Below are 23,118 nucleotides of genomic sequence, written 5' to 3'. Positions count from 1 at the left end.
CGCTCCCTTTTTAAGATTCTGTTAACCGTAGGTCTTCTTCAATCGTATGTTTTCTAAAGTAGTACGTCAGCACAATAACGGTTGCTATGCCTAAGATGAGATAGACAATGGCAAAAAGGATAAAAAGTGTCCCGATCGAGCCAGATGATGTGACAACCTCGGAGGTTTTGAGCATTCGATAAATGACCCATGGCTGACGGCCTGTACAAGCAAAGATCCAGCCAAATTCAATAGCCAAAAGACTAAGAGGCCCGCCGAATAAGTAAAGAAAAAGAAGCCACTTCGGAAATTTTTCACGTTTTAAAATTTTACGGTAAAGCAGTGCCAATACCGCAAATAGAATGAGCACCGATCCAATAATGACCATGCCGTTAAATAATGTGTGTATAAATAAAGGTGGCCACTCGTCACGGGGAAAATCATTTAACCCTTTGACCACCGTATCGAAGCTATTTCCTGCAAGAAAACTAAGCGCCCAAGGAATTTCGATCGCACCTTTAATTTCCTGCGCATCAGCATCCGTAAAACCACCTATTGCAAGAGGCGCATGTGATTGAGTTTCAAATAAACCTTCAGCTCCAGCCAGCTTTTCAGGCTGATATTCATACAGAAGCTGAGCAGATTCGTGGCCATTTAAGGCTGTGAGAAAAGAGAAAAGTCCTCCTACAATGAGTCCAAGAAAAAGGGCTTTTCGATGAAATGTATAGAGCTTCTCATTTTTTTTAGTTTTGAGCATTTTAAAAGCTGCAACGGAAGCAATGACAAAAGCACCTGTTGTAAAAGCAGACAGCACAACATGTGTAGCAGTCACAGCAAAGCTTGGATTGAAAAAGGCCTTCCAAGGCTCGATGTTTGTGATTTCTCCATTCACCATCTGAAAGCCAGCAGGTGTCCCTTCAAAAGCATGTACGTTTGTAATCAGAATCGCTGATGCAGCTGCACCAATGACGATAAAAATAACCGTAATGATGCGCATTGCATTTGATAGGCGATCCGCTGCGTACACATAAATAGACATAAATAATGCTTCTATAAAGAACGCATAGATTTCAATCTGGAATGGCAGTGACATGACTTTTCCGATAACCTCCATAAAACCTGGCCATAAAAGGGCAAGCTGCGTACCAGCAATAGTACCTGTTGGGATAGCGACCCCTAATAGAACAGCTTGTGCTTTTGTCCATCGCTTGGCCATGATGGCATAATGCGGGTCCTTTGTTTTTTGAAAGATGAGTTCAGCTAACAAAATCATTAGCGGGATGCCAACGCCAAGCGAGGCATAAATAATATGAAAGCCCATGGTTGTGCCGAACAGGCTTCTAGCTAAAACGAGATCAGTCAATTTTTTCTCCGCCTTTCTTATCGCTTCTCTTTTTCATGATGCTTATTATTCTCCACCATTTTTAGATTATTCTTCCTGACTAAGAAAGCTTGTTTTTTGACAAGTTGTATAAGAGGGAGTAGAATATAATTATAAAACGTAATCATTACGTTTTGATAACGAAAGGAGTTTTGACATTGAAAAGAGATATTCATCCAACCTCACATGAAGTTGTATTTATGGACGTAAACAGCGGTTACCGCTTCTTGAGTAAATCAACAAAGACATCAAATGAGACAGTAGAGTGGGAAGATGGGAAAACGTATCCTGTCATTAAAGTAGAAACAAGCTCTGATACGCATCCTTTTTATACAGGACGCCAAAAATTCGGAGAAAAAGGCGGAAGAGCCGAGCTGTTTAAGAAAAAATATCAAATGTAATCAAAAAAGCACGCCTGATAACGGTGTGCTTTTTTACAGCAAAAAACCCCGGCTGATAACCCGGGGTTTAAAAAAAGTATTAATCATTTAATGCGGTGTTTAAGGTCTTTAAGTTTTGTTTCATTAAGCTGACGTAGCTTTCGCCATTTTTGGCATCATCTTCAGTAATGGATTCTAGATTTTTAAGGGTTAAGCTTTTTGCCCCAATTTCACTGCGGATCGTATCTGATACTTTGCTGCTGACGTTGTTTTCAAAAATAACGTATTGAATGTGATGCTTTTCCGCTTTTTGTACAATGTTTTCGAGCTGCTTTTGTGATGGCTCTTCGGAAGCAGATAATCCTAAAACGCTGATTTGCTCAATGCCATAGCGCTTTTCCCAATAACCATAAGCTGCGTGGGAAACAAGAATTTCTTTATGTTTGGCTTTAGATAACGTTGTTTTGAATTCTTGATCTAGGGATTGTAAATCTTTTTTTAGATTTTCATAGTTTTTTGTGTATTCTTTTTTATGATCTGGATCTAATGAGACGAGTGTGTCTTTAATGTTTTTCGCCATTTGCTGCGCATAAACTGGGTCTAACCATGCATGAGGGTCTTTATCTCCGTGATCGTGCCCGTCATGGTCGTGGTCTTCACCTTCATGATCGTGATCTTCACCTTCTTCATGTGCATGTTCTTCATTTGTCGATAACAATTTGATGCCTTCGGCTGCTTTGACTGTTTTCACACCTTGGTCTTTTAATGTGGCAGCAGTTTTGTCTGCGAATGCTTCAGCCCCTGTGCCGCTGTAGATAAAGGCATCACCTTCAGCCATTTCAACCATCGTTTTCGAACTTGGTTCAAAACTGTGTGCATCTGCATTGGCAGGATACACGCTCTGAGCATGAACGTGAGAGCCGCCAATTTTTTCAGTGAAATCTTGGATTGGAAAGATCGTGGTGTAAATGATTAGTTTCCCGTCTGCCTTTCCTTTTGAAGCATTAGTGCCCGCACTGCTTGAGCACGCGGCAAGGCCGATCGCGAATAAAGCAGCTGTTAAAATAAAAAAGATTTTTTTCATGTAGAAAATGTCTCCTCTCAATCTAATAGATAGAAATGATTACGATTTAATGTCCTGAGTTATTGTATCGTAATAATTACGATTTGAAAAGAGGAAAATAAAAAATTTTCGTCAGCAGATGTTTCCTCTAAAAAAATAAGCTGCAAAACGTGACGAAATTTCTTACATTGTGCTATATTTATTTTTAAAAAAAGATAAAGGAATGGACAAACGTATGAAACTTTTAGATGAAATCATCGAATATAATCAACAATTTATTGAAGAAAAGAAATACGAAGAATTTACAACAACAAAGTTTCCACAGAAAAAAGCTGTCATTCTGTCATGTATGGATACAAGACTTGTTGAACTGCTTCCGCGTGCAATGAACATGAAAAATGGCGATATTAAGATTGTCAAAAGTGCTGGAGCGCTTGTTTCTCATCCATTTGGAAGTATTATGCGAAGCATTTTAGTTGCTGTGTATGAATTAAATGCTGACGAGGTATATGTCATTGGGCATCATGATTGCGGGATGAGCAAAATTGACAGCCAGACACTTTTAAATAAAGCCGTTGAGCGTGGTATTCCAGAAAAGCGTATTGAAGTACTGGAATACTCAGGAATTGATTTTAAACAGTGGCTCAAAAGCTTTAGTTCAGTTGAAGAGAGCGTAAAGGACAGTGTGTCCGTAGTAAAAAATCACCCGCTTCTTCCATCAGATGTACCTGTACATGGGCTTGTCATTGACCCTGGAACAGGAAAGCTTGACTTAGTTGTCAACGGATATGAAGAAAAGTAAGTTACTTTTCCTTTTTAGGCGGAACAGGATCGATGCCGCCAGGGTGAAGCGGATGACATTTCAAAATCCGCTTTATGGTGAGCCAGCCGCCCTTGATCGCGCCATGCGTTTTGATCGCCTCAAGTCCATAGTTTGAGCATGTTGGATAAAACCGGCAGCTTGGCGGTGTCAGAGGGGAAATACATTTTTGATAAAAGCGTATCATGCCGATAAAAATTTGTTTCATAGAGGTTCCTCCTTGTCTGTCTTCCACAGTATAAGAAAAAAGGACAAGGAAGGAAAGTTTTATATACTAAACTGGTCGGAGAAATATGTTATAATATAGGAAATTGCAATTATAGGAGTGGTGATTATGCCTTCAGTTGAAAGCTTTGAACTTGATCATAATGCTGTAAAAGCGCCATACGTTCGTCATTGCGGCGTTCATAAAGTGGGATCAGATGGTGAAGTAAATAAATTTGATATTCGTTTTTGTCAGCCTAACAAGCAGGCGATGAAACCTGATACGATTCATACATTAGAACATTTGCTTGCGTTTAATATTAGAACACACTCAGAGAAATATGATCATTTTGATATCATCGATATTTCTCCAATGGGCTGCCAGACAGGCTACTATTTAGTTGTCAGTGGTGCACCAACTCCAAAAGAAATCGTTGAACTTCTTGATGCAACATTCAAGGATGCAGTTGAAGTAACAGAAATTCCTGCTGCAAACGAAGAGCAATGCGGCCAAGCGAAGCTGCATGATCTTGAAGGAGCAAAACGTTTAATGCGTTTCTGGCTTTCTCAGGATCAAGAAGAGCTTTTAAAAGTATTTGGTTAATGATGAACCGGACATTTAGATGTCCGGTTTTTTATTTGAATTCCAACAGTGATGTCAAAATAGGGGATATTTGTTAAAATGGACATGTCAGTAAAAGAAGGGGGAAACGCACGATGCGAAAAATGTTGGGAATAATTCTGATGCTCACGTTATTAAGTGCATGTGGAAACTCTGCAGCAAACAGCGGAAAAGGGGAAGTGCCTGAGTTATTAGAAGTAAAGCTTACAGGACCTGAGCAAGTGGAGAAAAATGAAAGCGTTATAGTAAAAGCAGCTGTCACATACGGTGATACGCCTGTTGATGATGCAGATGATGTTCAATTTGAAGTGTGGAAAGATGGCGACAAGGATAACAGCAAGATGATTCAGCCAAAGAAAGAAAACAAAGGTGTATACGAATTGCACACAGCCTTCAAAAAAGATGGCCTTTATATCATACAAGTCCATGTGACAGCTAAACAGCAGCATAATATGCCGAAAACGAACATCCACGTAGGTGAGGTGAAAAAAGAGAGTTCATCTTCTGAAGATGAAGAAACCTCACATCATTAAAAGCGGTTTCATTTTGGATTAGGACGTTGGTTTGGTTCAGTATCTTGTGGTGAATCGACTTTATGCTTATATTCATAAGCCTTCGATGTCGTCCATAATGATAAAAAGACAACGATTGAGATAATGATAAAGCTGATAATCCCAAGTAACAGCATCTAACTCCCTCCTTATTTCCATATTAACATATATTTCATGCAGTCAAAATAGAAGAAATTGACGGCAGGTTTCAGTATAATAAGAAAAGGGTATTCTCATACTAAACGCAATTACATAAGGAGGAATAAACATGTCTGAAAATTTATTAAACGTTGTCAATAAACAAGTAGCTGATTGGACTGTGCTTTACGTGAAATTACATAACTATCATTGGTATGTAAAGGGGAAAGATTTCTTTACACTCCATGAGAAATTTGAGGAACTATATACAGAAACAGCTACATATATTGATGATTTGGCTGAGCGTATGCTTGCTTTAAATGGACAGCCTGTTGCGACAATGAAAGAGTGCTTAGAAATTTCCAGCATTCAAGAAGCAGAAGGCAAAGAATCAGCGGAGCAAATGGTGAAAAATCTATATGATGATTTCTCCAATATCGCTGAGGAATTAAAGAAAGGAATGGAGCTGGCTGCAGAGGTTGGCGATGAAACAACAGGTGATATGCTGCTTGCGATTCATCAATCCATTGAAAAACACAACTGGATGCTTAAAGCATATTTAGGATAATACACGTATAGGAAAAGAATGTCGGTCATATATCGATCGACATTCTTTTTTTATTGGAATCGGGACAGACAGCCCATTGAAATCATAGGGCTTTCAGCCGAAGAGAAAAGAGAAGGGAGGGGAGAAGATGTCTTCTATTGCAGGAATGATGAGTCAGCAAGTAGCGAGCATTCAAAAGACACTCAATATTAGTTTGTTGAATTCACAGCTTGCTACGAATACAGCACAAGCTATGGTGATGCTGGATCAAGTGCAGCAGCAGCCTCAAGCTGTTCAGCCAAAGGATTCAGATGCTTCATTTATTGATGTTAGAGTCTAAAAAAGAGAAGCCGCCTCATGGGGCGGCTTTTTTGGTCTCATTCGTATCCCTGCGTACATAACAGCGCCTTTATTTTTTGTCGTCCAAGCTATTGCGAAAATCCTGCATATACTATTGAGGTAAGGAGTTCCACTTTGAAAGGATGTTGATGCCAAGTGAGCAAGGATTTAGGCATCTTTTCGTTGGTTACAGTGAGTTTGTCGGCGATGGGCTTTCTGTTTGGTGGAGCAGGATATTTACTGATGATTTTAGTGACGTTGATGGCTATTGAATTAATTTGTTCAAGCCTAAGAGAATCTTTGACTGGACAGCTCACAATGAAGCGGTTTTTTACGCGGCTTGTTCGAAAGATTGTGACAGTCTCCTTAATATCTATGGCACACTTCTTTGATGTCATGCTGAAGACAAATGGGGCGATTAAGGATTTAGCGATCATCTTTTATATTATTTATGAATCTTACCAAATCGTCTCGACAGCCAGAGCCCTTGGAGTTCCCATTCCACAGTTGTTTATTGATGTATTGGACATGTTGAAAAATAAATTGCGCAAAAAGCCGTAATTTCCTCATATCTGGTCATACTAAAGGAAAAAGGATGATTCAGATGGCGAGACACACCTACTATGTATCCGTACAAGATGGATCGATATCGCAGCATAGAGATGCAGCGGCTTGGCAATTTCAAATAGAAGCAGATGATGATCAAATTTTGCAGCTGAGAGACTATTTTGATGAACAGTATATGACAGATTGGAAAGGATTCTTTCGGGCACATGTTCCGTTTCTTGAATATCATTATGATAGTCCAAATGATGAAATGGATAGAAAAAGAAAAGAGATTTACACAATGATTTATGAGCTCGGCAATGAAGAGACAAGGAGCTTTATTGAGACAAATGGTTTGATGAATTGAAAAAGCATGTAGAGAATCTCTACATGCTTTATTTTCGCGGTTGTAAAATGCCTCCGATCAGATCAGTGATCCCGCCGCCTCTATTTTCTTGCTGTGAATTGGTGAATTCCTGAGAGGAGCTCTGGCTCTGAGGCTTATAGCGATTATCATCTAAGCCAACCCTTAACCCAGATGTGCGCTCAGATGGCTGGATAATGACGATTTGGTCTTGTTCTTGGAACTCAAATAAATAGGATTCACCAGATGTTTGTCCGATGAAAGTTTTCCAGTTCACATCTAATTTGACCTTTGGTGCTTTGCCTGTCCAAGCGACAATTGCGTCAGGGTCTACACGGCAGGGGGCTTTTAAAATGAGCGGATTTCCATTCGTTTTGATGGCGACCTGCGCTCCGTGCCCTTGATAAGAGAGTTTTGATGTAAACAGTCCTTTCTGCGATAAAATACCAACGCCTACTGGTGTGACACCGTAATGGCATTCCTCAGTAAAGGCAAGTAAATCTTCACTTTCTACACTTACATGCTGCCAAGGACCGCTTGGCTCAAGATTAATCACTGTTACATGCTCGCTTGAATCAGCCAGATAGCAAGTACCTTGTCCACTCACTTCCATCATCTCAAGGTTTTCACCTGTGAATTTCCTGCTGATATGGTTAAATACTTGGCTGACCATATTTCCTTTATTCGTTCCAAGTAATCGCTTGCGGTATTGGAAACTTCCTTGATCGGCAATCATTGCGCCCTTTTTGGCAAAAAAGATTCCGCTGCCTTCTGCTTGTAAGGTAAGTTCTTCTATTGTGACGAAATGAAATCCCATGGGTGCCGGCTCCTTTCCTGCGTCAAGATGTGAATCCATAGATGCGGCATAAATCATGTAAATCTAGAGTAGTCCCTTGCCCGGTCGCAGTGATTTTCCATTCCTCCTGATCTCTCGTGAGTTCTGCGCATATAATGGATGTACAATACGAATAATCTTCTGTTAACTGAAAGGTACAAATCTCTTGCTGCGAGATTTGATCAGTAAGGCGCACATAGGCATTAGTGACTTGTCCAAAATGATGCTGGCGTTCGTGTGCATCATGTATTGTGGCTGTGACGACAATTTTATGAATATCAGGTGAGACTCTGCTTAATTGCATAATAATCATTTCATTGTCTCGATACCCTCCGCCAACTTGATGATCACCAAGATGACGAACAGCTCCGTCTAAGCTTTGCTGCTGGTGATAATAGATCAGATGCTTAGGAGACAACAGTTTGTCCTCTTTATTTAAAAGAAACACTTGCGTATCTAAATCAATTGGCTGACCGGCCAGGTCCCAGCCAAGCCCGATATGAATTTGGTCGACCGCTGGATTGTCTTTTGTTAAATCTAACTTTTGCCCTTTCAGAAGGTGTTTCTTGATCACCTCATGGGGAGCGTCTTGTTTTGACCCATTTTTTATACTCATGCTGATTTCCTCCTCGTTGTCATAGGACAAACACTGATTCATTTACGTCATATAGGGATAAAAGGTTTCATGATTAAAATTGGGTGAAGTTGGAGATGATAAAAAGGTTTTAGCAACAATACCTCATTTTAGATACAGACGAGTTGGAACCACTCGTTTGTTTCACTTTTGATAAAAATTCTTCAGATAAATGTGATCTGTGGTATGATGTTTTACAAGAAGCAAGGACAGGATATGAGGGATTTCACATGCATGTATTTAAAGACTATTATCATAATACGGTCAAGCTCTCTTTTGAGGAGAAGCCTTTTTCAAGTCATCCTAAGCATGTTTGGGCCATCTGCCGCTACCAAGGGAAATGGCTGCTCACTGAACATGAGGATCGGGGCTATGAGTTTCCAGGAGGGAAAGTTGAGCCCGATGAAGAAGCAGACCAAGCCGCTATACGGGAGATTCAAGAAGAGACGGGTGCTGTTGTTCGTGAATTAACGTATATTGGTCAATATCAGGTGCTGGGCAGAGAAAAGGTCATTGTCAAGAATATTTATTTCGCTGATATTGAAAAGCTAGTGAAGCAAGACACGTATTTTGAAACGAAAGGACCCGTTCTTTTCGCAGACTTGCCAAGATCCATCGCAAAAAATAAGAATTTCAGTTTTATTATGAAAGATGATGTGTTAAGACAAAGTCTTGCTTATTTAGAAAAAAACGGTTTGATTCGTTAAAAAAAGCGCAGGGAGACATTCCCTGTGCTTTTTTATTTTTGAAGAAAACGGCGTTCGAGCCATTCCACAAGTTGGTACATGATAGTCGCAAACACGGCAATAATGAAAAGACTTAAGAACACGAGTGTAAAGTTGAAGACTTGAAAGCCGTAAATGATCATGTAGCCGAGCCCTTTTGAGGAAACAAGAAATTCCCCTACAATAACTCCAACCCAAGAAAGGCCGACATTGACTTTGATCGCAGAAATCATCGTTGGAATACTAGCTGGCAAAATGACCTCGCGAAAGACGACGCTTTTTTTCGCACCAAAGGTTTTCATCACCTTTAAATAATTCTCATCGACCTCTTGAAAAGCTGTATAAATGACGATCGTCGTAATGATCACACTAATGATTGCGCCCATGGCAACGATACTGATCATGCCAGGCCCAAGGGCAACAATTAAAATCGGGGCGAGGGCAACTTTTGGCATGGCATTTAAAATGACTAAATAAGGATCAAGAACGTTTGCCAGGCGGGTGGACCACCATAAGGCGGCAGCAAGCAAAATGCCGCAAAAGGTACCAAGTAGAAATCCGAGTACCGTTTCAAATAATGTAATACTCATATGATTCACTAAAGACCCATCGGATATTTTTTGTACAAACAATTGGCAGACAGCAGATGGTGAACTAAATATCAGTGGATCGATGAGACGAAAATGACTGGCAAGCTCCCAAAGCGAAAAGAAGCTGGCGAAAATAATGAACTGATAGATTCTGGTCATGCGTTTTTCCATTCGGTATTTCTTGCGATAGGCTTCATGTAAAAGATCACTGTGTTTCAACGGTTTTCAGCTCCTTCCAAATCGTTTGAAAGAGCTCTTGGAAACTCTGGGTCTGTCTTGCTTCGAAAGGAGAAAGAGTCCTCAGATCATCTGGAACGGTAAAAATCCGCTGAATCGAGCCAGGATGCTTAGAGAATAAGAAAATGCGGTCACTCATCGCAATGGCTTCGCCGATGTCATGTGTCACAAGAACCGCAGTTTTTTGATAGTCTTTGAGTGTATGAAAGACGAGATCCTCTAATGTTAGTTTGGTTTGGTAGTCTAGAGCTGAAAAGGGTTCATCTAGTAAAAGCAGACCGGGATTCACTGCAAGCGTTCGGGCGAGAGCCGCACGCTGCCTCATACCGCCTGACAGCTCCTTCGGGTATTTTTCCTCTACATCATGAAGGCCAAGCTTTGGCAGTAAGCCAAGAGCGGCGGAGGTGGCTTCATGTGAATCTTGTTTGGTAATTTTCAACCCGAGAATGATATTTTCCTTGATGGTTTTCCAAGGGAACAAATAATCCTGCTGGAGCATGTAGCCGATTTGATGCTCCTTTTGATTCGGTTCTTTTCCTTCGATTAAAATTCGGCCTTCAGAGGGCGGCGTTATTCCTGCAATGATAGACAGCAGGGTGGTTTTTCCGCACCCGCTGGGACCAATAAATGAGATAAATTCTCCTTGGTCTATCTCCATATTGATGTGCTGTATGGCCGTTGTTTTTTCTTTTAAAGAGAAGTACGTGTGGGTCACATGGTCAATTTGAAGGAAAGACATGTGCTACCTCCTATTCTATTTATGTTCTGTGACCTTCTTTGCAATGGATGAATCGACAAGTTGTTTGTACGGGATAAATTTCGGCAATTCATCGCTCTCCTTCATAATTTCCTGCAATTTGTTCCATTCCTCTTCATTCAGAAGGGGGTCTGTTGCATAGGATTCCTGCTGTTTGTAGCGTTTAATGGCTGTTGATAAGACATCAAGTTCTGTGTCAGGAAAATGAGATTGAATGGTTTTGGCAATCTCCTCCGGCTGCTTGGCTTCCACCCATTTCTGCGCTTTGTAAATGGCACGAGTGAAGGCTTCAGCTGTCTCTTTGTTTTCCTCTAAGTAACTTTTCTTTGCCATGAAGGTGGTATAAGGCACCTTTCCGGAAGCCTCTCCAAAGGAGGCGGTGATGTACCCTTTGCCTTCTTTTTCAATTAAGGATGCTGTCGGTTCGAATAACTGCACAAAATCGCCAGTTCCAGAGGAGAAAGCACCTGAAATGTTGGCAAAATCAATATTTTGAATCATACGGAGATCCTTTTTTACATCAATGCCTTCCTTTTTCAGGACATATTCACCGACCATTTGCGGCATGCCGCCTTTCCGCTGTCCAAGAAAGTCTTTTCCTTTTAATTGATCCCAAGAGAATTCGCTCACTTTCTCCCTTGAAACAAGAAATGTACCGTCTGTTTGTGTCAGCTGTGCAAAGTTGATGACAGAGTCTTTTGAGTCTTGAGCCTCTACATAGATAGAGGATTCAGAACCGGTCAGGGCAATATCTGCACCACCGGATAAGAGAGCTGTCATCGTTTTATCGCCGCCCCAAGTCGTTTTTAATTCAACCTCTAGCCCTTCTTCTTTGAAGAAGTCCTCAGATAAGGCAACATATAGCGGAGCATAAAAAACCGAATGGGTCACCTCGGCTACTTGTACGGTCTGCTCTTGTTCTTTTTTACAGGCGACAAATGGAATAAAGAGCAGGACAACGACGATGAATGCCAGTCTGACTTTGATGGAACGATTCAAGAGTAATTCGCCTCCTTTGTTCTAGATCACTAATTAAAGTATGTCAAAAGGGATTTTTGGTGAGTGCCTAGATGAAAATAAGAAGCGCATTGTTTATTTATAGAACGTGTCTTTTTTTCTATACTAGAAGCATGAATGCTTTCTTGAATTTGGAAGAAATAAAGGGGCGGTTTCGTGTATAGAGTGAGTTGGGTATTTCTTGGGTGGTATTTAATAGGGCTCATATTAATGGTCTTTTTTGAGGTGCCAGCATGGCTTCAATTTGCAAATGGCATTTTCCTTGTGCTGTATGCCTGCTGTGTGATAGAGATTGGGCGAAATATTTATGGATCATGGGGAATGGTGATCAAACGGGCAGCCATTGTCGGCGTGCTGACATTTACGGTTGAATGGATTGGGATCACAACCGGGTTTCCTTTCGGGGCTTATGACTATTATCCAACGTTAGGTTTTCTAGTGGCAGGGGTGCCTTTAACCATTGCTTTTGCATGGGTTGGAGTATTTTTAAACAGTCTTTTTTTATCTAGTCAGCAGTCGAAGTGGAAACGAGCGATCGAAACGGGGTTATGGATTGTCTTGCTTGACCTCATATTAGACCCAGTAGCAGCTGAACGGAAATTTTGGGTGTGGTATGACGGCGGTGGTTTTTATGGTATTCCTTTTGAGAATTTTGTGAGCTGGGGTATGATTGGAGCAGGACTTTCCTTTCTCTTCCCGCTTGTTCAGATTGATCAGAAGGCTTTGAGCTGGACGAGCCGTATTTATCAGGCAATGGTGTTCTTTTTTGGTGTGCTGGCATTAAAGGGCGGGCTCGAGGTCATTTTTTATTTAGCACTGATCATTGTTATTCTGTGTGAAGGAAGGGTTCAATTTGAAAGAAAGCGACAAAAGCCGATCGTTTAGACGTATATTTTCTCTTTATCTTGAGCGGTATTTACTTCATAAACATTTCCGCTGCGTGATGATGAAAGGCGCTGTGGACCCAAACGAGAAGCTGCCTGTTCTTTATATCGCCAATCATAGCTCATGGTGGGATGGACTCATCCTCTTTCTTTTAACAGAAAAAGCGTCCGAACTCGATCACTATATGATGATGGAAGAGAAGCAGCTGAAGCAATATGCCTTTTTCCGTAAGCTTGGTGCCTTTCCGGTTCAGAAAGAGAATTTGAAAAGTGTGAAGCAAGCATTAATGACGGCTAAAGAAAACATGCAGGCTGGCGGGGCTGTATGGCTTTTTCCACAGGGGAAAATCATGCATCAGGACATGCGACCGCTTGAATTAGAGGGCGGGGCTTCATTTTTAGTGAGACAATTTGAGCAAGTCGTGGTGAAGCCTGTGACCTTGCATTATACATTTAATCAATTTCAAAAGCCGACAGTATCTGCTTTGTTTGGTGAAGATACCTTAGTATCTGGCGGGGCACTTCGAAGCAAGGACGTGACGCATCTGCTCAGAGATCTGCTTGAAACGCAGTTAAACGCACATCAAGCACAGGTCATCGCAGATCCTGATTTTTCAACTAATCAAGAATTTAGACAGATCACAAGGACAAGTCAGTCAACAAGTGATGCGTTTGATTCCTTTAAAAAGTGGGTGAAAACATGGCGGTCTTCCTAACTGTGATCAGTGAACTCTTGCTCTGTCAGTTTATTTTCACCATATGGAATATGAGGCAGCTTCCTATTTTAAAGCCAGCATCCTTTCCGCCGGGTGAACCGATTTCATTATCAATTCTGATTCCAGCAAGAAATGAGGAAAAACGGATCGAAGCCTGTCTTCAGTCGATCGTTGATCAACAACTTCACCCGAAAGAGCTCATCGTCCTTGATGATCACTCGACAGATCAGACAAGAGCGATGGTGGAACGCTTTGCAGAAAGATACCCGTGGATCCGTGTCCAGTCAGGTCAACCCTTAAAGCGCGGCTGGCTTGGTAAATCATATGCCTGTTCTCAGCTCGCTGAAGCTGCTGCTTCTGACTGGCTGCTATTTTTAGATGCGGATGTCCGATTAAAAAAAGGGGCAGTTGAATCAGTGTACAAGCAGTTATGCATGCAAAAAACGGGCATGCTGTCAGGTTTTCCAGAACAGAAAACAGGTACATTTTTTGAGCATCTTGTGGTTCCTATGATGATGTTTACCATTGGCTGTCATCTGCCAGTGAAATGGGTAAGGAAATCTAAGAACCCCGCTTTTGCCGCAGCACATGGTGGTTTTATTGCCATTGAAAAGAATTGTTATCACGATATTGGCGGGCATGAAGCGATCAAGGATTCACTAGTTGATGATATGGCCTTGGCTAGACGTGTGAAGGAAAAAGGCTTTCCGTTCACACTTGCAAGCATTCATCCATTTGTGTATATGAGAATGTATGAGAGTGGACAAGAGGTTTGGGAAGGTTACCGGAAAAATTTATTCCCAGGTGTGAATCGAAGCATTGCTTTGTTAAGCAGTGTCTTTTGTTTATACACCCTCCTTTATTTGGTTCCTGTCATTTGTTTCATGATCGCATTGTTTCAGCTGGATGTTTTGAGCATATGTTTAGCGATTCTTTGCTATGGGCTGGGTGTGTCGATTAAAGCGGCAATAGATACTGAAAATGGGCGGACATCTGCGATGGCTTTTTTATTGCCTGTCAGTATTTTAAGCCTGATTGCTATCGGTTTTGCTTCTATGAAAATCGGTCTGAAAAAAGAAGGGTATGAATGGAAAGGGAGAAGGTACGAATGAAAAAAGTGATCATCATCGGAGGCGGACTTGGCGGATTATCAGCCGCGATCCGTCTCCAGTCACGCGGGGTTCAGGTCACCATTTTAGAAAAAGAAGCGGCTTTAGGCGGGAAATTGCAGCGCCATCACGAGGCAGGCTACTCTTTTGATTTAGGACCGAGTACCATTACAATGAAGGCATATTTTGAAGAAGTGTTTACAGCCTGTCATAGACGGATGGAGGATTATGTGACCTTTTATCCGATTTCTCCGCTGACCAAAAATAATTTTTCAGATGGCCATATGGTCGAGTTTACGCCGAATATTGAGCAAATGGAGTCACAAATTGCTGTATTCAGTCCTGAAGATGCGAAGCAATACCGCGCATTTTTACAGGAATCAAAGACGATTTTTCAAAAGGCAGAGGAGCAGTTTTTAAATCGTTTGTTATTGAGCTGGAAGGATAAGGCGGATTTAAAGCTGATGAAAGCACTTCTCGCTGTCAAACCGTTCACATCCGTTCAGCGCCTGCTGCGTCAATATTTCCGTCATCCCCATACATTGGCGATGTTTGGACGGTATGCCACTTATATCGGCTCTTCTCCCTACGAAGCGCCGGCTATTTTTAACATGATGGCATATTTAGAAGGGGAGAAAGGGATTTATGGAATACAAGGCGGTACGTATCGTTTAGTTGAGGCATTTGAGACACTGGCAAAAGAATTAGGCGTTCAGATTCACCTCAATGAACAAGTAAACAAGATTCATGTGAAGGGTCGGCGGATCAAAGGAGTGGAGACGGATCAGCAGATGTATGAGGCAGATCAAGTCATTGCAGGAGCAGATGCGCTGACTGTATACCGTCATCTTATAGATGAAAAAGACCGTCCTCGTTTTTTAAATCAAAAACTGGCTGGTATTGAACCGTCGTTGTCTGGCTTTGTTCTTTTATTAGGTGTACCTAAAGTCTATGAGCAGCTGGCTCATCACAATGTGTTTTTCCCTGAGGATTATGAGCAAGAATTCAAGGATATTTTTCAGAAAAAACAACTGCCTCAAGACCCGACGCTTTACATATGCTATTCAGGTCATTCAGAACCAGCTTTAAGCGGAGGACCGGAAAGAAGCAACCTGTTTGTACTGGCCAATGCACCTTATGTGACAAATGAGCAAGATTGGGACATGCTAAAGGAGACATATCGTCAGCATGTAAAAAACAAATTAATGGAAAAAGGTCTTTTTGGTTTGGATGAGCTGATCGAATATGAAGCGGTTCAAACCCCGCTCGATCTGCAGCAGAAAACGGGGGCATATCGTGGAGCCATTTATGGCATGTCTTCAAACTCGTTCAAACAGGCGTTCTTTCGCATCAATAATCAATCAAAGGACATTGAAGGACTTTGGTTTGTTGGGGGAACAAGTCATCCAGGCGGCGGCACGCCAATGGTGACAAAATCAGGCCAGCTTGTCGCAGAAGCGATGCTGAAGCAATGGACGTAATCAAAGATGAAAAGGAGAGAAATCGAGTGATTGTGGAAAAAAGAAGGTTTCCGTCGCCCCATCCGCATATTCACTTATATACAGTGACCTATGAGGCAGATGGACTTCGGATGAAAGGACTGCTCGCTGAGCCGGCCGAAGAAGGTCTCTACGACGGCTTTTTGTATTTACGAGGCGGCATTAAAAATGTGGGGATGGTCAGACCTGGCCGGATTGTGCAATTTGCCGCGCAGGGTTTTGTCGTCTTTGCTCCCTTTTACCGAGGAAATCAGGGAGGCGAAGGGAACGAAGATTTTGCCGGAGAAGATCGAAAAGATGCGTTCGCTGCCTTTCAGCTGTTAAAGCAGCACAAAAAAGTGAAGAAGGATCGCATTCATATCTTTGGTTTTTCGCGAGGCGGTATTATGGGCATCTGGACCGCTGTAGAAATGAAACAGGAGGCGGCTTCCTTTGTCACATGGGGAGGCGTCAGTGACATGAAACTGACTTATGAAGAGCGTGTGGATATGAGACGGATGATGAAGCGTGTGATTGGCGGTCCGCCGCATAAGGTGCCAGAGGCATATGAGAACAGAACCCCTTTAAATGATGTGGACAAAATTGAAGCGCCTGTCCTGATCATCCACGGAGAAGAGGACCAAAATGTATCGATTGAGCATGCATATTTGTTAGAAGATGCGCTGCGTCAGCACGGGAAGTCCGTGGAGACATGGTATTTCCATGGATACAACCACTATTTCCCGCCGCAGCATAATCGAGAAATTGTGAGAAGGCTGACCACATGGATGCACAGCCGAAAAAGCGGAAATGTGTTAAAATAAGCAGTATAACGAAATATAGAAAGTAGGGGGATTTTCATTATGGGAATGCCTGTTGAATTTAATACAATGATTGTCACAAAGGGAAAAGAGACAAGAATTGAAGAAAATGTATTTGAACTCATGAAGGATGGATACCGCATTTATCCGTTAAATATTCCACTTGAGGTGCGCAAAACGAAAGACGGAGAAAAAACAGGGACAGCACATGTTGAAAAGCTGGAGCTGACAGACAATGTCACGAAGGTGACGTACCGTCTTGTGTCATTGCATTCAACAAACTAAAAAAGCTGAGGGATTGAATCTCCTCAGCTTTTTTCATTTGGTTATACGAGTGGTCCGCCTTTGGCTTCAATGTCACTTGCCGCGTGGCTGAATTTTTGGAAGTTCTTTTTAAATTCATTGGCAAGGAAGTGTGCTTTTTCTTGATAAGCCTTTTGGTCATCCCATGTTTTAGCAGGTTGAAGCACTTCATCTGGTACACCAGGAATATGAAGCGGGATGTGTAAGCCAAAGATGTCATCAGTAATCATTTCAGCATTGTCAAGGTCACCCTCGATTGCTGCCTGAACCATTGCTCTTGTATGAGCGAGATTCATTCGTTTGCCTGTACCATAGCCTCCGCCAGTCCAGCCTGTATTCACAAGGAATACTTTAGCACCGTGCTCATCAATCTTTTTGCCAAGCATTTCAGCATAGACGTGAGCTGGAAGCGGGAGGAATGGTGAACCGAAGCACGTAGAGAATGTCGTTTCTGGTGATGTGACACCTCGCTCAGTTCCAGCTAGTTTACTTGTGTACCCGCTCAAGAAATGGTACATTGCCTGTTCTTTTGTTAAACGGCTGATTGGAGGTAAGACGCCAAACGCATCAGCTGTTAAGAAAACAATGGCAGATGGATGTCCTGCGATACTTGGTTTCACGATGTTATCAATCATTTCGATTGGGTAAGCAGCGCGTGTATTTTCAGTAAAGAATGTATCATCATAATCCGCTTCACGTGTTTCTTCATCAAGCACAACGTTCTCAAGAACTGATCCGAAGCTGATCGCTTTGTAGATCTGTGGTTCTTTTTCTTCACTTAAGTTCACACATTTCGCATAGCATCCGCCCTCGATATTGAAGACCCCTGTGCCAGACCAGCCGTGTTCATCGTCTCCGATCAGCTTGCGGCTTGCGCTTGCAGAAAGCGTCGTTTTCCCAGTACCTGAAAGTCCGAAGAATAAGGCTACATCGCCTTCTTGACCTACGTTTGCTGAGCAGTGCATGGATAAAATATCTTGCTCAGGAAGCAGATAGTTCATCACAGAGAAAATGGACTTTTTCATTTCTCCTGCATATTCTGTTCCACCGATAAGAATCGTGCGTTTTTCAAAAGAAACGATGATAAACGTTTCAGAGTTTGTGCCATCTGTTGCAGGATCTGCTTTGAAGTGCGGTGCAGATAAGATGGTGAAAGGTTTTTCGTTTGAAGAAGGTGTTGACCCGTCAGGTCTGATGAATAGCTGCTTGGCAAAAAGATTGTGCCATGCGAATTCGTTTATAACTGTAATCGGCATACGATATCTTTCATCAGCGCCTGCAAACCCTTCAAAGACGAATAGTTCATCACGCTCTTTTAAGTATGACACAACCTTTGTATATAAACGGTCAAATGCTTCTTTGGAGATCGGCTGGTTTACTTGACCCCAATCGATTTTATGTTCAGAGCTTTCTTCTTTGACGATAAATTTATCTTTAGGCGAACGTCCTGTGTAGGCTCCAGTTGTCGCACGGACAGCCCCTGTTGATGTTAAAACGCCTTCATTACGTGCCAAAATCTTTTCAACAAGTTTCGGAACAGATAAATTTTGGTGCGTATTTTCTAATGAGAGCAATGACTGCAAATCTTCTTTTAAATCCACTGAGTTCATAAAAAAACCCTTCCTTTACCGTTGAATTTGTTTGTTTCGATTAGTATAACACATTAATAATAATAGTCTATACTATTTAAAGATTTTTGTGTGTGTTTTTTCATTTCTGCTATGAAAATATGCTTTTTGGTGATGCTAATGGTGAGGAGAAAAAAGAGGGAGATAATTCTTATGAAGCATTGACATGACGCAAGGGTTTAAGATAAGATATCTTATTGAACGGATACTCTTATCCCGAGTTGGTGGAGGGACAGGCCCGATGAAGCCCAGCAACCGGTTTCTTATGAAAAAGGCATGAACATGCTGAGAAACCAAGGTGCTAACCTGATGCAAGGTACAAGAACACCTTGAGCGATAAGAGTGAAAGGCATGCGATCTCAGACCCTTTCCTCGCAATGAAGGAAATGGTTTTTTTATTTTTGGGATATCATATGAACAAATTGCCAATAACATCTCTAATATAAACGTTTTTAAATATAAGAGGGAACGAGTTCCGTATCATATTGGAGGCCTCATCTTGGGATGATGTGGTCTTGTACAGGAGGAAATAGCCATTATGAGTCAAAATCGTCGTTTATTTACTTCAGAATCAGTGACAGAAGGACATCCGGATAAAATCTGTGATCAAATTTCAGACAGCATTTTGGATGAAATTTTAAAGAAAGATCCAAATGCACGTGTTGCCTGTGAAACTTCTGTTACAACCGGTCTCGTATTAGTAAGCGGTGAAATTACAACGTCTACTTATGTCGATATTCCAAAGACGGTGCGTGACACAATTAAGGAAATTGGCTACACACGTGCGAAATATGGTTTTGATGCGGAAACATGTGCGGTCCTTACATCAATTGATGAACAGTCTGCTGATATTGCGCAAGGTGTAGACAAAGCGCTTGAAGCACGTGAAGGAACAATGACTGAAGAAGAAATTGATGCGATTGGTGCAGGTGACCAAGGATTGATGTTTGGTTTTGCCAACAACGAAACCGAAGAGCTCATGCCGCTGCCGATTTCACTAGCGCATAAATTATCTCGCCGTTTAACAGAAGTACGTAAGAATGAAACACTTGCCTACCTTCGTCCAGACGGAAAAACACAAGTGACAGTTGAATATGATGAGCAAAACAAACCAGTTCGTATTGACACAGTGGTTATTTCTACGCAGCATGCACCAGAAGTGACGCTTGAACAAATTCAAAGTGACTTAAAAGAGCATGTCATCAGCCCTGTCGTTCCAAGTGAACTGATTGATGAACAGACAAAATACTTTATTAACCCAACTGGCCGTTTCGTGATCGGTGGACCTCAAGGGGATGCTGGTTTAACTGGACGTAAAATCATCGTTGATACGTATGGCGGATACGCTCGTCATGGCGGTGGTGCTTTCTCAGGTAAGGATGCAACGAAGGTTGACCGCTCTGCGGCATACGCTGCTCGTTACGTAGCGAAAAACATCGTAGCTGCCGGCCTTGCAGATTCTTGTGAAGTACAGCTTGCTTATGCAATTGGTGTTGCACAGCCTGTATCGATTTCAATTGATACATTCGGAACAGGAAAAGCTTCTGAAGAAAAATTAATTGAAGTGGTTCGTGCAAACTTTGATCTTCGTCCAGCTGGCATTATTAAAATGCTTGACCTGCGCCGTCCGATCTACAAACAAACAGCTGCATACGGACATTTCGGCCGTCACGACTTAGATCTTCCGTGGGAAAAAACGGATAAAGCCGAAACACTTCGCAAAGAAGCATTGGGACAATAACAACATAGAAAACCGCTTATTTTAAGCGGTTTTCCTTTTGATTAAAAAAAAAATCTACAAAAAGCGAAAAAATGTGAAACAAAATCGGACAAAATACTGTCTAATTATAGGTCTACTTTTAAGAAATAACATAACGTGGAGGCAATAATATGTGTGGGTTTGTTGGTGTATTTAATCACCGTCCATTGTCCGAAACTACTGAACAGGAAGAGCTAATTAAACAAATGAATCGTCTCATCGTTCATCGCGGTCCGGATGATGAGGGTTACTTTCATGATGAGCATGTAGGATTTGGATTTAGACGTTTAAGTATTATAGATGTTGAGCATGGAAAGCAGCCGCTTTCTTATGAAGATGAAAAGTACTGGATTATTTTCAACGGAGAAATTTATAACTATGTGGAGCTGAAGGAAGAGCTTCTGAAAAAAGGCTATACATTCAGCACAGATTCAGATACGGAAGTACTTCTTGCCACATACCGTCATTATAAAGAAGAAGCGGCTTCAAAGCTTCGCGGCATGTTTGCATTTTTAATTTGGGATAAAGAAGCGCAATTATTATATGGCGCAAGAGATCCTTTTGGCATCAAACCGCTTTATTTTACACAAATGGATGAGCAAGTGTACTTCGCGTCTGAACGCAAAAGCTTGATGGCAGTGAACGAGAACATTTTATTTGATGAGACATCCTTACAGCAATACATGTCATTCCAGTTCGTACCTGAGCCAAATACACTTGATCAAAAGGTGCACAAAGTAGAGCCAGGTCATCAGTTTACTTTACGCCCAGGGCAGGAGATTGAATTTAAGACTTACTGGAAAGTTCAATTCAAGCCTGAGCAAACACAAGAACAAAAGCTGATTGAAGAAGTCCGCGATGCAATCTATGATTCTGTGAAAATTCATATGAGAAGTGATGTACCTGTTGGTTCATTCCTATCAGGTGGTATCGATTCTTCTTTCATCGTATCTGTCGCAAAGGAATTTCATCCTGAGCTGAAGACGTTTTCTGTTGGCTTCCAGCAGGATGGCTTTAGTGAAGTTGATGTGGCGAAGGAAACGGCTGATAAGCTGGGCTTACAAAATTTCAGTGCTGTGATTTCTCCTGAGGAATATATGAATGAGCTTCCGAAAATTGTTTGGCATTTAGATGATCCTTTAGCTGATCCAGCGGCGATTCCATTGTACTTCGTGGCAAAGGAAGCGAAGAAACAAGTGACGGTTGTTCTTTCTGGTGAGGGAGCAGACGAGCTGTTCGGTGGATATAATATTTACCGTGAGCCGCTTTCTCTTAAACCATTTGAATCTGTTCCATCTATGCTGAAAAAGCTTCTTCTTCGTCTGGCGCGCTTAATGCCAGAAGGAATGAAAGGAAAAAGCTTTATCGTCCGCGGCTGTACACCATTAGAGGAGCGTTATATCGGTAATGCGAAAATCTTTGAAGAGCCAGTAAAGAAAAACCTCTTAAAGCAGTATGATCCGAACATTACGTATCGTGATGTGACGAAGACATACTTTGAGGAAAGTGCAGGCTACAGTGATATTAACAAAATGCAATATGTTGATATTCATACGTGGATGCGCGGTGACATCTTATTGAAAGCAGATAAGATGACAATGGCGAATTCTCTTGAGCTTCGTGTTCCATTCCTTGATAAGGTCGTATTTGAAGCGGCTTCTAAAATTCCAGAAGAGCTGAAAACAAAAGATGGCACAACGAAATATTTATTGCGTAAAGCAGCAGAAGGCATTGTGCCTGACCACGTGTTAAACCGCAAGAAGCTGGGCTTCCCTGTTCCAATTCGTCATTGGCTGAAAAATGAGATGAACGCTTGGGCGAAAGACATCATTAAAAACAGTCAAACGGACGAATATATTAACAAAGCGTATGTGCTTGATTTATTAAATGAACATTGTGCAGGTAAAGCAGATCATAGCCGTAAGATTTGGACCGTTCTGATCTTTATGATTTGGCACAGCATTTATGTGGAGCGCAGTATTGATCCAGAGCAATTGAATCATCAACCAAAAGAAGTCATCTTCAGTTAATGAAAAAAGGTTTTCAGCTTTGTGCTGAAAACCTTTTTTGTCATGATAGAAAGTGGCGGAAAAGGGTAAAATAACAAGCGGTTCATAGTTATTGCTTAATATCCTGAAAAAAACATGATAAAGTGAAGATACACGTATGATGTTAACGAGATAAAAGGGAACGATAGTATTGTCCTTTTTCTACATATTCTCTGCGGATTCGGTCCATGTCTTGAATATCTTCATCTGTTAACAGCCGAACGACTTTGGCTGGACGGCCAAAAGCGAGTGATCCTTTTGGGATGACCTTTCCTTGAGGGACAAGACTTCCTGCACCGATAAAGGCGCCTTCGCCGATCTCCGCACCATCGAGAATGATGGACCCCATGCCAATGAGGGCATTTTTTCGAATGATTGAGCTATGTAATGTGACTTGGTGTCCAATGGTAGCACCATCTTCAATAAGAAGTGTTTTTCCAGGACTTTGATGCAGGCACGATAAATCTTGAATGTTGACGTTCTTTCCAATTCTCACAGGTGCCACATCGCCTCTGATGACAGTTTGGAACCACACGCTCGAATATTCTCCAATTGTGACATCACCGGTAATGGTGGCGTTATCTGCGACAAAGACCGATTCATGAATCTCAGGTGTAAACTGATGATATGGATAAATCACTTT

28 protein-coding genes and 1 riboswitch are annotated in these 23,118 nt (G+C 41.7%); of the genes, 17 read left to right on the top strand and 11 right to left on the bottom strand.

All coding sequences use genetic code 11. The features are described from left to right. Positions 1 to 10 precede the first annotated feature (10 nt). The gene (locus MHI46_RS14360) at positions 11 to 1,342 is read right to left on the bottom strand and encodes a cytochrome ubiquinol oxidase subunit I (protein ID WP_039180899.1); all 1,332 of its coding nucleotides are present in this window, start codon (positions 1,340 to 1,342) and stop codon (positions 11 to 13) included. Between the two features lie 176 nt (positions 1,343 to 1,518). Between MHI46_RS14360 and MHI46_RS14355 the strand changes: the two genes are divergently transcribed. Next, positions 1,519 to 1,761: a type B 50S ribosomal protein L31 gene (locus tag MHI46_RS14355; protein ID WP_034665302.1), complete on the top strand. Its 243-nt coding sequence runs from the start codon at positions 1,519 to 1,521 to the stop codon at positions 1,759 to 1,761. A 79-nt stretch (positions 1,762 to 1,840) separates the two neighbouring features. Here the strand turns inward: MHI46_RS14355 and MHI46_RS14350 are convergent, their stop codons facing one another. After that, positions 1,841 to 2,824, bottom strand: a complete 984-nt coding sequence (locus MHI46_RS14350; RefSeq protein WP_047203536.1) for a zinc ABC transporter substrate-binding protein — start codon at positions 2,822 to 2,824, stop codon at positions 1,841 to 1,843. A 214-nt stretch (positions 2,825 to 3,038) separates the two neighbouring features. Between MHI46_RS14350 and MHI46_RS14345 the strand changes: the two genes are divergently transcribed. Continuing rightward, complete coding sequence (locus tag MHI46_RS14345) at positions 3,039 to 3,605, top strand: carbonic anhydrase (RefSeq protein ID WP_024424929.1); 567 nt, start codon at positions 3,039 to 3,041, stop codon at positions 3,603 to 3,605. A 1-nt stretch (position 3,606) separates the two neighbouring features. Here the strand turns inward: MHI46_RS14345 and yidD are convergent, their stop codons facing one another. After that, positions 3,607 to 3,831, bottom strand: coding sequence for a membrane protein insertion efficiency factor YidD (gene yidD, locus MHI46_RS14340; protein ID WP_041107381.1), 225 nt, complete (start codon positions 3,829 to 3,831; stop codon positions 3,607 to 3,609). A gap of 126 nt (positions 3,832 to 3,957) precedes the next feature. On the opposite strand from yidD, the gene MHI46_RS14335 reads away from it, so the two are divergent. Together MHI46_RS14335 and MHI46_RS14330 are read left to right on the top strand one after the other, a co-directional pair. Beyond that, entirely contained in the window at positions 3,958 to 4,431 is a 474-nt protein-coding gene (locus MHI46_RS14335) for an S-ribosylhomocysteine lyase (protein ID WP_003217624.1), read from the top strand. 113 nt (positions 4,432 to 4,544) lie between these two features. Further along, positions 4,545 to 4,982, top strand: coding sequence for a FixH family protein (locus tag MHI46_RS14330; protein WP_126681436.1), 438 nt, complete (start codon positions 4,545 to 4,547; stop codon positions 4,980 to 4,982). A gap of 8 nt (positions 4,983 to 4,990) precedes the next feature. On the opposite strand, the gene ytzI is transcribed toward MHI46_RS14330, so the two are convergent. Further along, entirely contained in the window at positions 4,991 to 5,137 is a 147-nt protein-coding gene (gene ytzI, locus MHI46_RS14325; RefSeq protein WP_059375225.1) for a YtzI protein, read from the bottom strand. A 131-nt stretch (positions 5,138 to 5,268) separates the two neighbouring features. Here ytzI and MHI46_RS14320 point away from each other — a divergent pair, with 131 nt between their 5' ends. The 4 genes from MHI46_RS14320 to MHI46_RS14305 all read left to right on the top strand — a co-directional run bounded on the left by MHI46_RS14320 (position 5,269) and on the right by MHI46_RS14305 (position 6,937). Next, the gene (locus MHI46_RS14320) at positions 5,269 to 5,706 is read left to right on the top strand and encodes a Dps family protein (RefSeq protein WP_039180885.1); all 438 of its coding nucleotides are present in this window, start codon (positions 5,269 to 5,271) and stop codon (positions 5,704 to 5,706) included. Between the two features lie 127 nt (positions 5,707 to 5,833). After that, positions 5,834 to 6,025 (top strand): hypothetical protein, encoded by a 192-nt coding sequence (locus MHI46_RS14315; protein WP_024424925.1) that lies wholly within the window; start codon positions 5,834 to 5,836, stop codon positions 6,023 to 6,025. Between the two features lie 155 nt (positions 6,026 to 6,180). Then, complete coding sequence (locus MHI46_RS14310) at positions 6,181 to 6,585, top strand: phage holin family protein (protein WP_064497782.1); 405 nt, start codon at positions 6,181 to 6,183, stop codon at positions 6,583 to 6,585. A 43-nt stretch (positions 6,586 to 6,628) separates the two neighbouring features. Next, entirely contained in the window at positions 6,629 to 6,937 is a 309-nt protein-coding gene (locus MHI46_RS14305) for a hypothetical protein (RefSeq protein WP_024425787.1), read from the top strand. Positions 6,938 to 6,965: 28 nt separating this feature from the next. Here MHI46_RS14305 and MHI46_RS14300 read toward each other — a convergent pair whose 3' ends face one another. After that, the gene (locus MHI46_RS14300) at positions 6,966 to 7,751 is read right to left on the bottom strand and encodes an AIM24 family protein (protein ID WP_342502907.1); all 786 of its coding nucleotides are present in this window, start codon (positions 7,749 to 7,751) and stop codon (positions 6,966 to 6,968) included. Positions 7,752 to 7,773: 22 nt separating this feature from the next. Next, positions 7,774 to 8,385 (bottom strand): TerD family protein, encoded by a 612-nt coding sequence (locus MHI46_RS14295; protein WP_058838183.1) that lies wholly within the window; start codon positions 8,383 to 8,385, stop codon positions 7,774 to 7,776. A 248-nt stretch (positions 8,386 to 8,633) separates the two neighbouring features. Here MHI46_RS14295 and ytkD point away from each other — a divergent pair, with 248 nt between their 5' ends. After that, positions 8,634 to 9,110: an RNA deprotection pyrophosphohydrolase gene (gene ytkD / locus MHI46_RS14290; protein ID WP_025093666.1), complete on the top strand. Its 477-nt coding sequence runs from the start codon at positions 8,634 to 8,636 to the stop codon at positions 9,108 to 9,110. Positions 9,111 to 9,142: 32 nt separating this feature from the next. On the opposite strand, the gene MHI46_RS14285 is transcribed toward ytkD, so the two are convergent. The 3 genes from MHI46_RS14285 to MHI46_RS14275 are packed head-to-tail and all read right to left on the bottom strand — an operon-like array spanning position 9,143 to position 11,711. Further along, positions 9,143 to 9,937 (bottom strand): ABC transporter permease, encoded by a 795-nt coding sequence (locus MHI46_RS14285; RefSeq protein WP_039180873.1) that lies wholly within the window; start codon positions 9,935 to 9,937, stop codon positions 9,143 to 9,145. Continuing rightward, on the bottom strand, positions 9,924 to 10,694 hold the full coding sequence (locus tag MHI46_RS14280) for an ABC transporter ATP-binding protein (RefSeq protein ID WP_144490433.1): 771 nt from the start codon (positions 10,692 to 10,694) through the stop codon (positions 9,924 to 9,926). Before MHI46_RS14280 ends, MHI46_RS14285 begins: the two co-directional genes overlap by 14 nt. Positions 10,695 to 10,709: 15 nt before the next feature. Next, positions 10,710 to 11,711: an ABC transporter substrate-binding protein gene (locus tag MHI46_RS14275; protein ID WP_212043861.1), complete on the bottom strand. Its 1,002-nt coding sequence runs from the start codon at positions 11,709 to 11,711 to the stop codon at positions 10,710 to 10,712. Between the two features lie 174 nt (positions 11,712 to 11,885). On the opposite strand from MHI46_RS14275, the gene MHI46_RS14270 reads away from it, so the two are divergent. From MHI46_RS14270 to MHI46_RS14245, 6 genes are read left to right on the top strand one after another with little or no spacing between them, the layout of a single operon-like run. Beyond that, a complete protein-coding gene (locus tag MHI46_RS14270) occupies positions 11,886 to 12,614 on the top strand; it encodes a carotenoid biosynthesis protein (protein ID WP_039180864.1) in 729 nt (242 codons plus the stop codon). Next, positions 12,583 to 13,329, top strand: a complete 747-nt coding sequence (locus MHI46_RS14265) for a lysophospholipid acyltransferase family protein (protein WP_260774644.1) — start codon at positions 12,583 to 12,585, stop codon at positions 13,327 to 13,329. The genes MHI46_RS14270 and MHI46_RS14265 overlap by 32 nt, the downstream gene beginning before the upstream one ends. After that, positions 13,314 to 14,441, top strand: coding sequence for a glycosyltransferase (locus MHI46_RS14260; RefSeq protein WP_260774643.1), 1,128 nt, complete (start codon positions 13,314 to 13,316; stop codon positions 14,439 to 14,441). Before MHI46_RS14265 ends, MHI46_RS14260 begins: the two co-directional genes overlap by 16 nt. After that, the gene (crtI, locus tag MHI46_RS14255) at positions 14,438 to 15,919 is read left to right on the top strand and encodes a phytoene desaturase family protein (protein WP_342502906.1); all 1,482 of its coding nucleotides are present in this window, start codon (positions 14,438 to 14,440) and stop codon (positions 15,917 to 15,919) included. The genes MHI46_RS14260 and crtI overlap by 4 nt, the downstream gene beginning before the upstream one ends. A 26-nt stretch (positions 15,920 to 15,945) precedes the next feature. Continuing rightward, entirely contained in the window at positions 15,946 to 16,740 is a 795-nt protein-coding gene (locus MHI46_RS14250) for a prolyl oligopeptidase family serine peptidase (RefSeq protein ID WP_041086772.1), read from the top strand. A gap of 39 nt (positions 16,741 to 16,779) precedes the next feature. Further along, a complete protein-coding gene (locus MHI46_RS14245; RefSeq protein WP_025092385.1) occupies positions 16,780 to 17,022 on the top strand; it encodes a DUF2584 domain-containing protein in 243 nt (80 codons plus the stop codon). 41 nt (positions 17,023 to 17,063) lie between these two features. On the opposite strand, the gene pckA is transcribed toward MHI46_RS14245, so the two are convergent. Beyond that, on the bottom strand, positions 17,064 to 18,650 hold the full coding sequence (pckA, locus tag MHI46_RS14240; protein WP_260774641.1) for a phosphoenolpyruvate carboxykinase (ATP): 1,587 nt from the start codon (positions 18,648 to 18,650) through the stop codon (positions 17,064 to 17,066). A gap of 226 nt (positions 18,651 to 18,876) precedes the next feature. After that, positions 18,877 to 19,011: riboswitch (SAM riboswitch) on the top strand. Between the two features lie 195 nt (positions 19,012 to 19,206). Here pckA and metK point away from each other — a divergent pair. After that, positions 19,207 to 20,409 carry a methionine adenosyltransferase gene (gene metK / locus MHI46_RS14235; RefSeq protein WP_039180847.1) on the top strand — a complete coding sequence of 401 codons (1,203 nt, stop codon included), beginning with the start codon at positions 19,207 to 19,209 and terminating at the stop codon, positions 20,407 to 20,409. A 149-nt stretch (positions 20,410 to 20,558) separates the two neighbouring features. Then, positions 20,559 to 22,457, top strand: coding sequence for an asparagine synthase (glutamine-hydrolyzing) (gene asnB, locus MHI46_RS14230; protein ID WP_073978707.1), 1,899 nt, complete (start codon positions 20,559 to 20,561; stop codon positions 22,455 to 22,457). Between the two features lie 142 nt (positions 22,458 to 22,599). On the opposite strand, the gene MHI46_RS14225 is transcribed toward asnB, so the two are convergent. After that, the gene (locus MHI46_RS14225; RefSeq protein WP_024426216.1) at positions 22,600 to 23,115 is read right to left on the bottom strand and encodes a gamma carbonic anhydrase family protein; all 516 of its coding nucleotides are present in this window, start codon (positions 23,113 to 23,115) and stop codon (positions 22,600 to 22,602) included. Positions 23,116 to 23,118 lie beyond the last annotated feature (3 nt).

The organism is Bacillus sp. FSL K6-1000 (assembly GCF_038630785.1).
In the GTDB taxonomy this organism is placed as follows: Bacteria; Bacillota; Bacilli; order Bacillales; family Bacillaceae; genus Bacillus; species Bacillus safensis.
Note: the sequence above shows the minus strand (reverse complement) of the source record. Positions and strands in the feature narration are given on the sequence as shown.

What these genes read in the sequence shown, in the direction of transcription:
- MHI46_RS14350 (WP_047203536.1), bottom strand. Translation starts at nt 2,824, where the DNA reads ATGAAAAAAATCTTTTTTATTTTAACAGCTGCTTTATTCGCGATCGGC.
- MHI46_RS14345 (WP_024424929.1), top strand. Translation starts at nt 3,039, where the DNA reads ATGAAACTTTTAGATGAAATCATCGAATATAATCAACAATTTATTGAA.
- yidD (WP_041107381.1), bottom strand. Translation starts at nt 3,831, where the DNA reads ATGAAACAAATTTTTATCGGCATGATACGCTTTTATCAAAAATGTATT.
- MHI46_RS14335 (WP_003217624.1), top strand. Translation starts at nt 3,958, where the DNA reads ATGCCTTCAGTTGAAAGCTTTGAACTTGATCATAATGCTGTAAAAGCG.
- MHI46_RS14330 (WP_126681436.1), top strand. Translation starts at nt 4,545, where the DNA reads ATGCGAAAAATGTTGGGAATAATTCTGATGCTCACGTTATTAAGTGCA.
- ytzI (WP_059375225.1), bottom strand. Translation starts at nt 5,137, where the DNA reads ATGCTGTTACTTGGGATTATCAGCTTTATCATTATCTCAATCGTTGTC.
- MHI46_RS14320 (WP_039180885.1), top strand. Translation starts at nt 5,269, where the DNA reads ATGTCTGAAAATTTATTAAACGTTGTCAATAAACAAGTAGCTGATTGG.
- MHI46_RS14315 (WP_024424925.1), top strand. Translation starts at nt 5,834, where the DNA reads ATGTCTTCTATTGCAGGAATGATGAGTCAGCAAGTAGCGAGCATTCAA.
- MHI46_RS14305 (WP_024425787.1), top strand. Translation starts at nt 6,629, where the DNA reads ATGGCGAGACACACCTACTATGTATCCGTACAAGATGGATCGATATCG.
- MHI46_RS14300 (WP_342502907.1), bottom strand. Translation starts at nt 7,751, where the DNA reads ATGGGATTTCATTTCGTCACAATAGAAGAACTTACCTTACAAGCAGAA.
- MHI46_RS14295 (WP_058838183.1), bottom strand. Translation starts at nt 8,385, where the DNA reads ATGAGTATAAAAAATGGGTCAAAACAAGACGCTCCCCATGAGGTGATC.
- ytkD (WP_025093666.1), top strand. Translation starts at nt 8,634, where the DNA reads ATGCATGTATTTAAAGACTATTATCATAATACGGTCAAGCTCTCTTTT.
- MHI46_RS14280 (WP_144490433.1), bottom strand. Translation starts at nt 10,694, where the DNA reads ATGTCTTTCCTTCAAATTGACCATGTGACCCACACGTACTTCTCTTTA.
- MHI46_RS14260 (WP_260774643.1), top strand. Translation starts at nt 13,314, where the DNA reads ATGGCGGTCTTCCTAACTGTGATCAGTGAACTCTTGCTCTGTCAGTTT.
- crtI (WP_342502906.1), top strand. Translation starts at nt 14,438, where the DNA reads ATGAAAAAAGTGATCATCATCGGAGGCGGACTTGGCGGATTATCAGCC.
- MHI46_RS14245 (WP_025092385.1), top strand. Translation starts at nt 16,780, where the DNA reads ATGGGAATGCCTGTTGAATTTAATACAATGATTGTCACAAAGGGAAAA.
- pckA (WP_260774641.1), bottom strand. Translation starts at nt 18,650, where the DNA reads ATGAACTCAGTGGATTTAAAAGAAGATTTGCAGTCATTGCTCTCATTA.
- metK (WP_039180847.1), top strand. Translation starts at nt 19,207, where the DNA reads ATGAGTCAAAATCGTCGTTTATTTACTTCAGAATCAGTGACAGAAGGA.
- asnB (WP_073978707.1), top strand. Translation starts at nt 20,559, where the DNA reads ATGTGTGGGTTTGTTGGTGTATTTAATCACCGTCCATTGTCCGAAACT.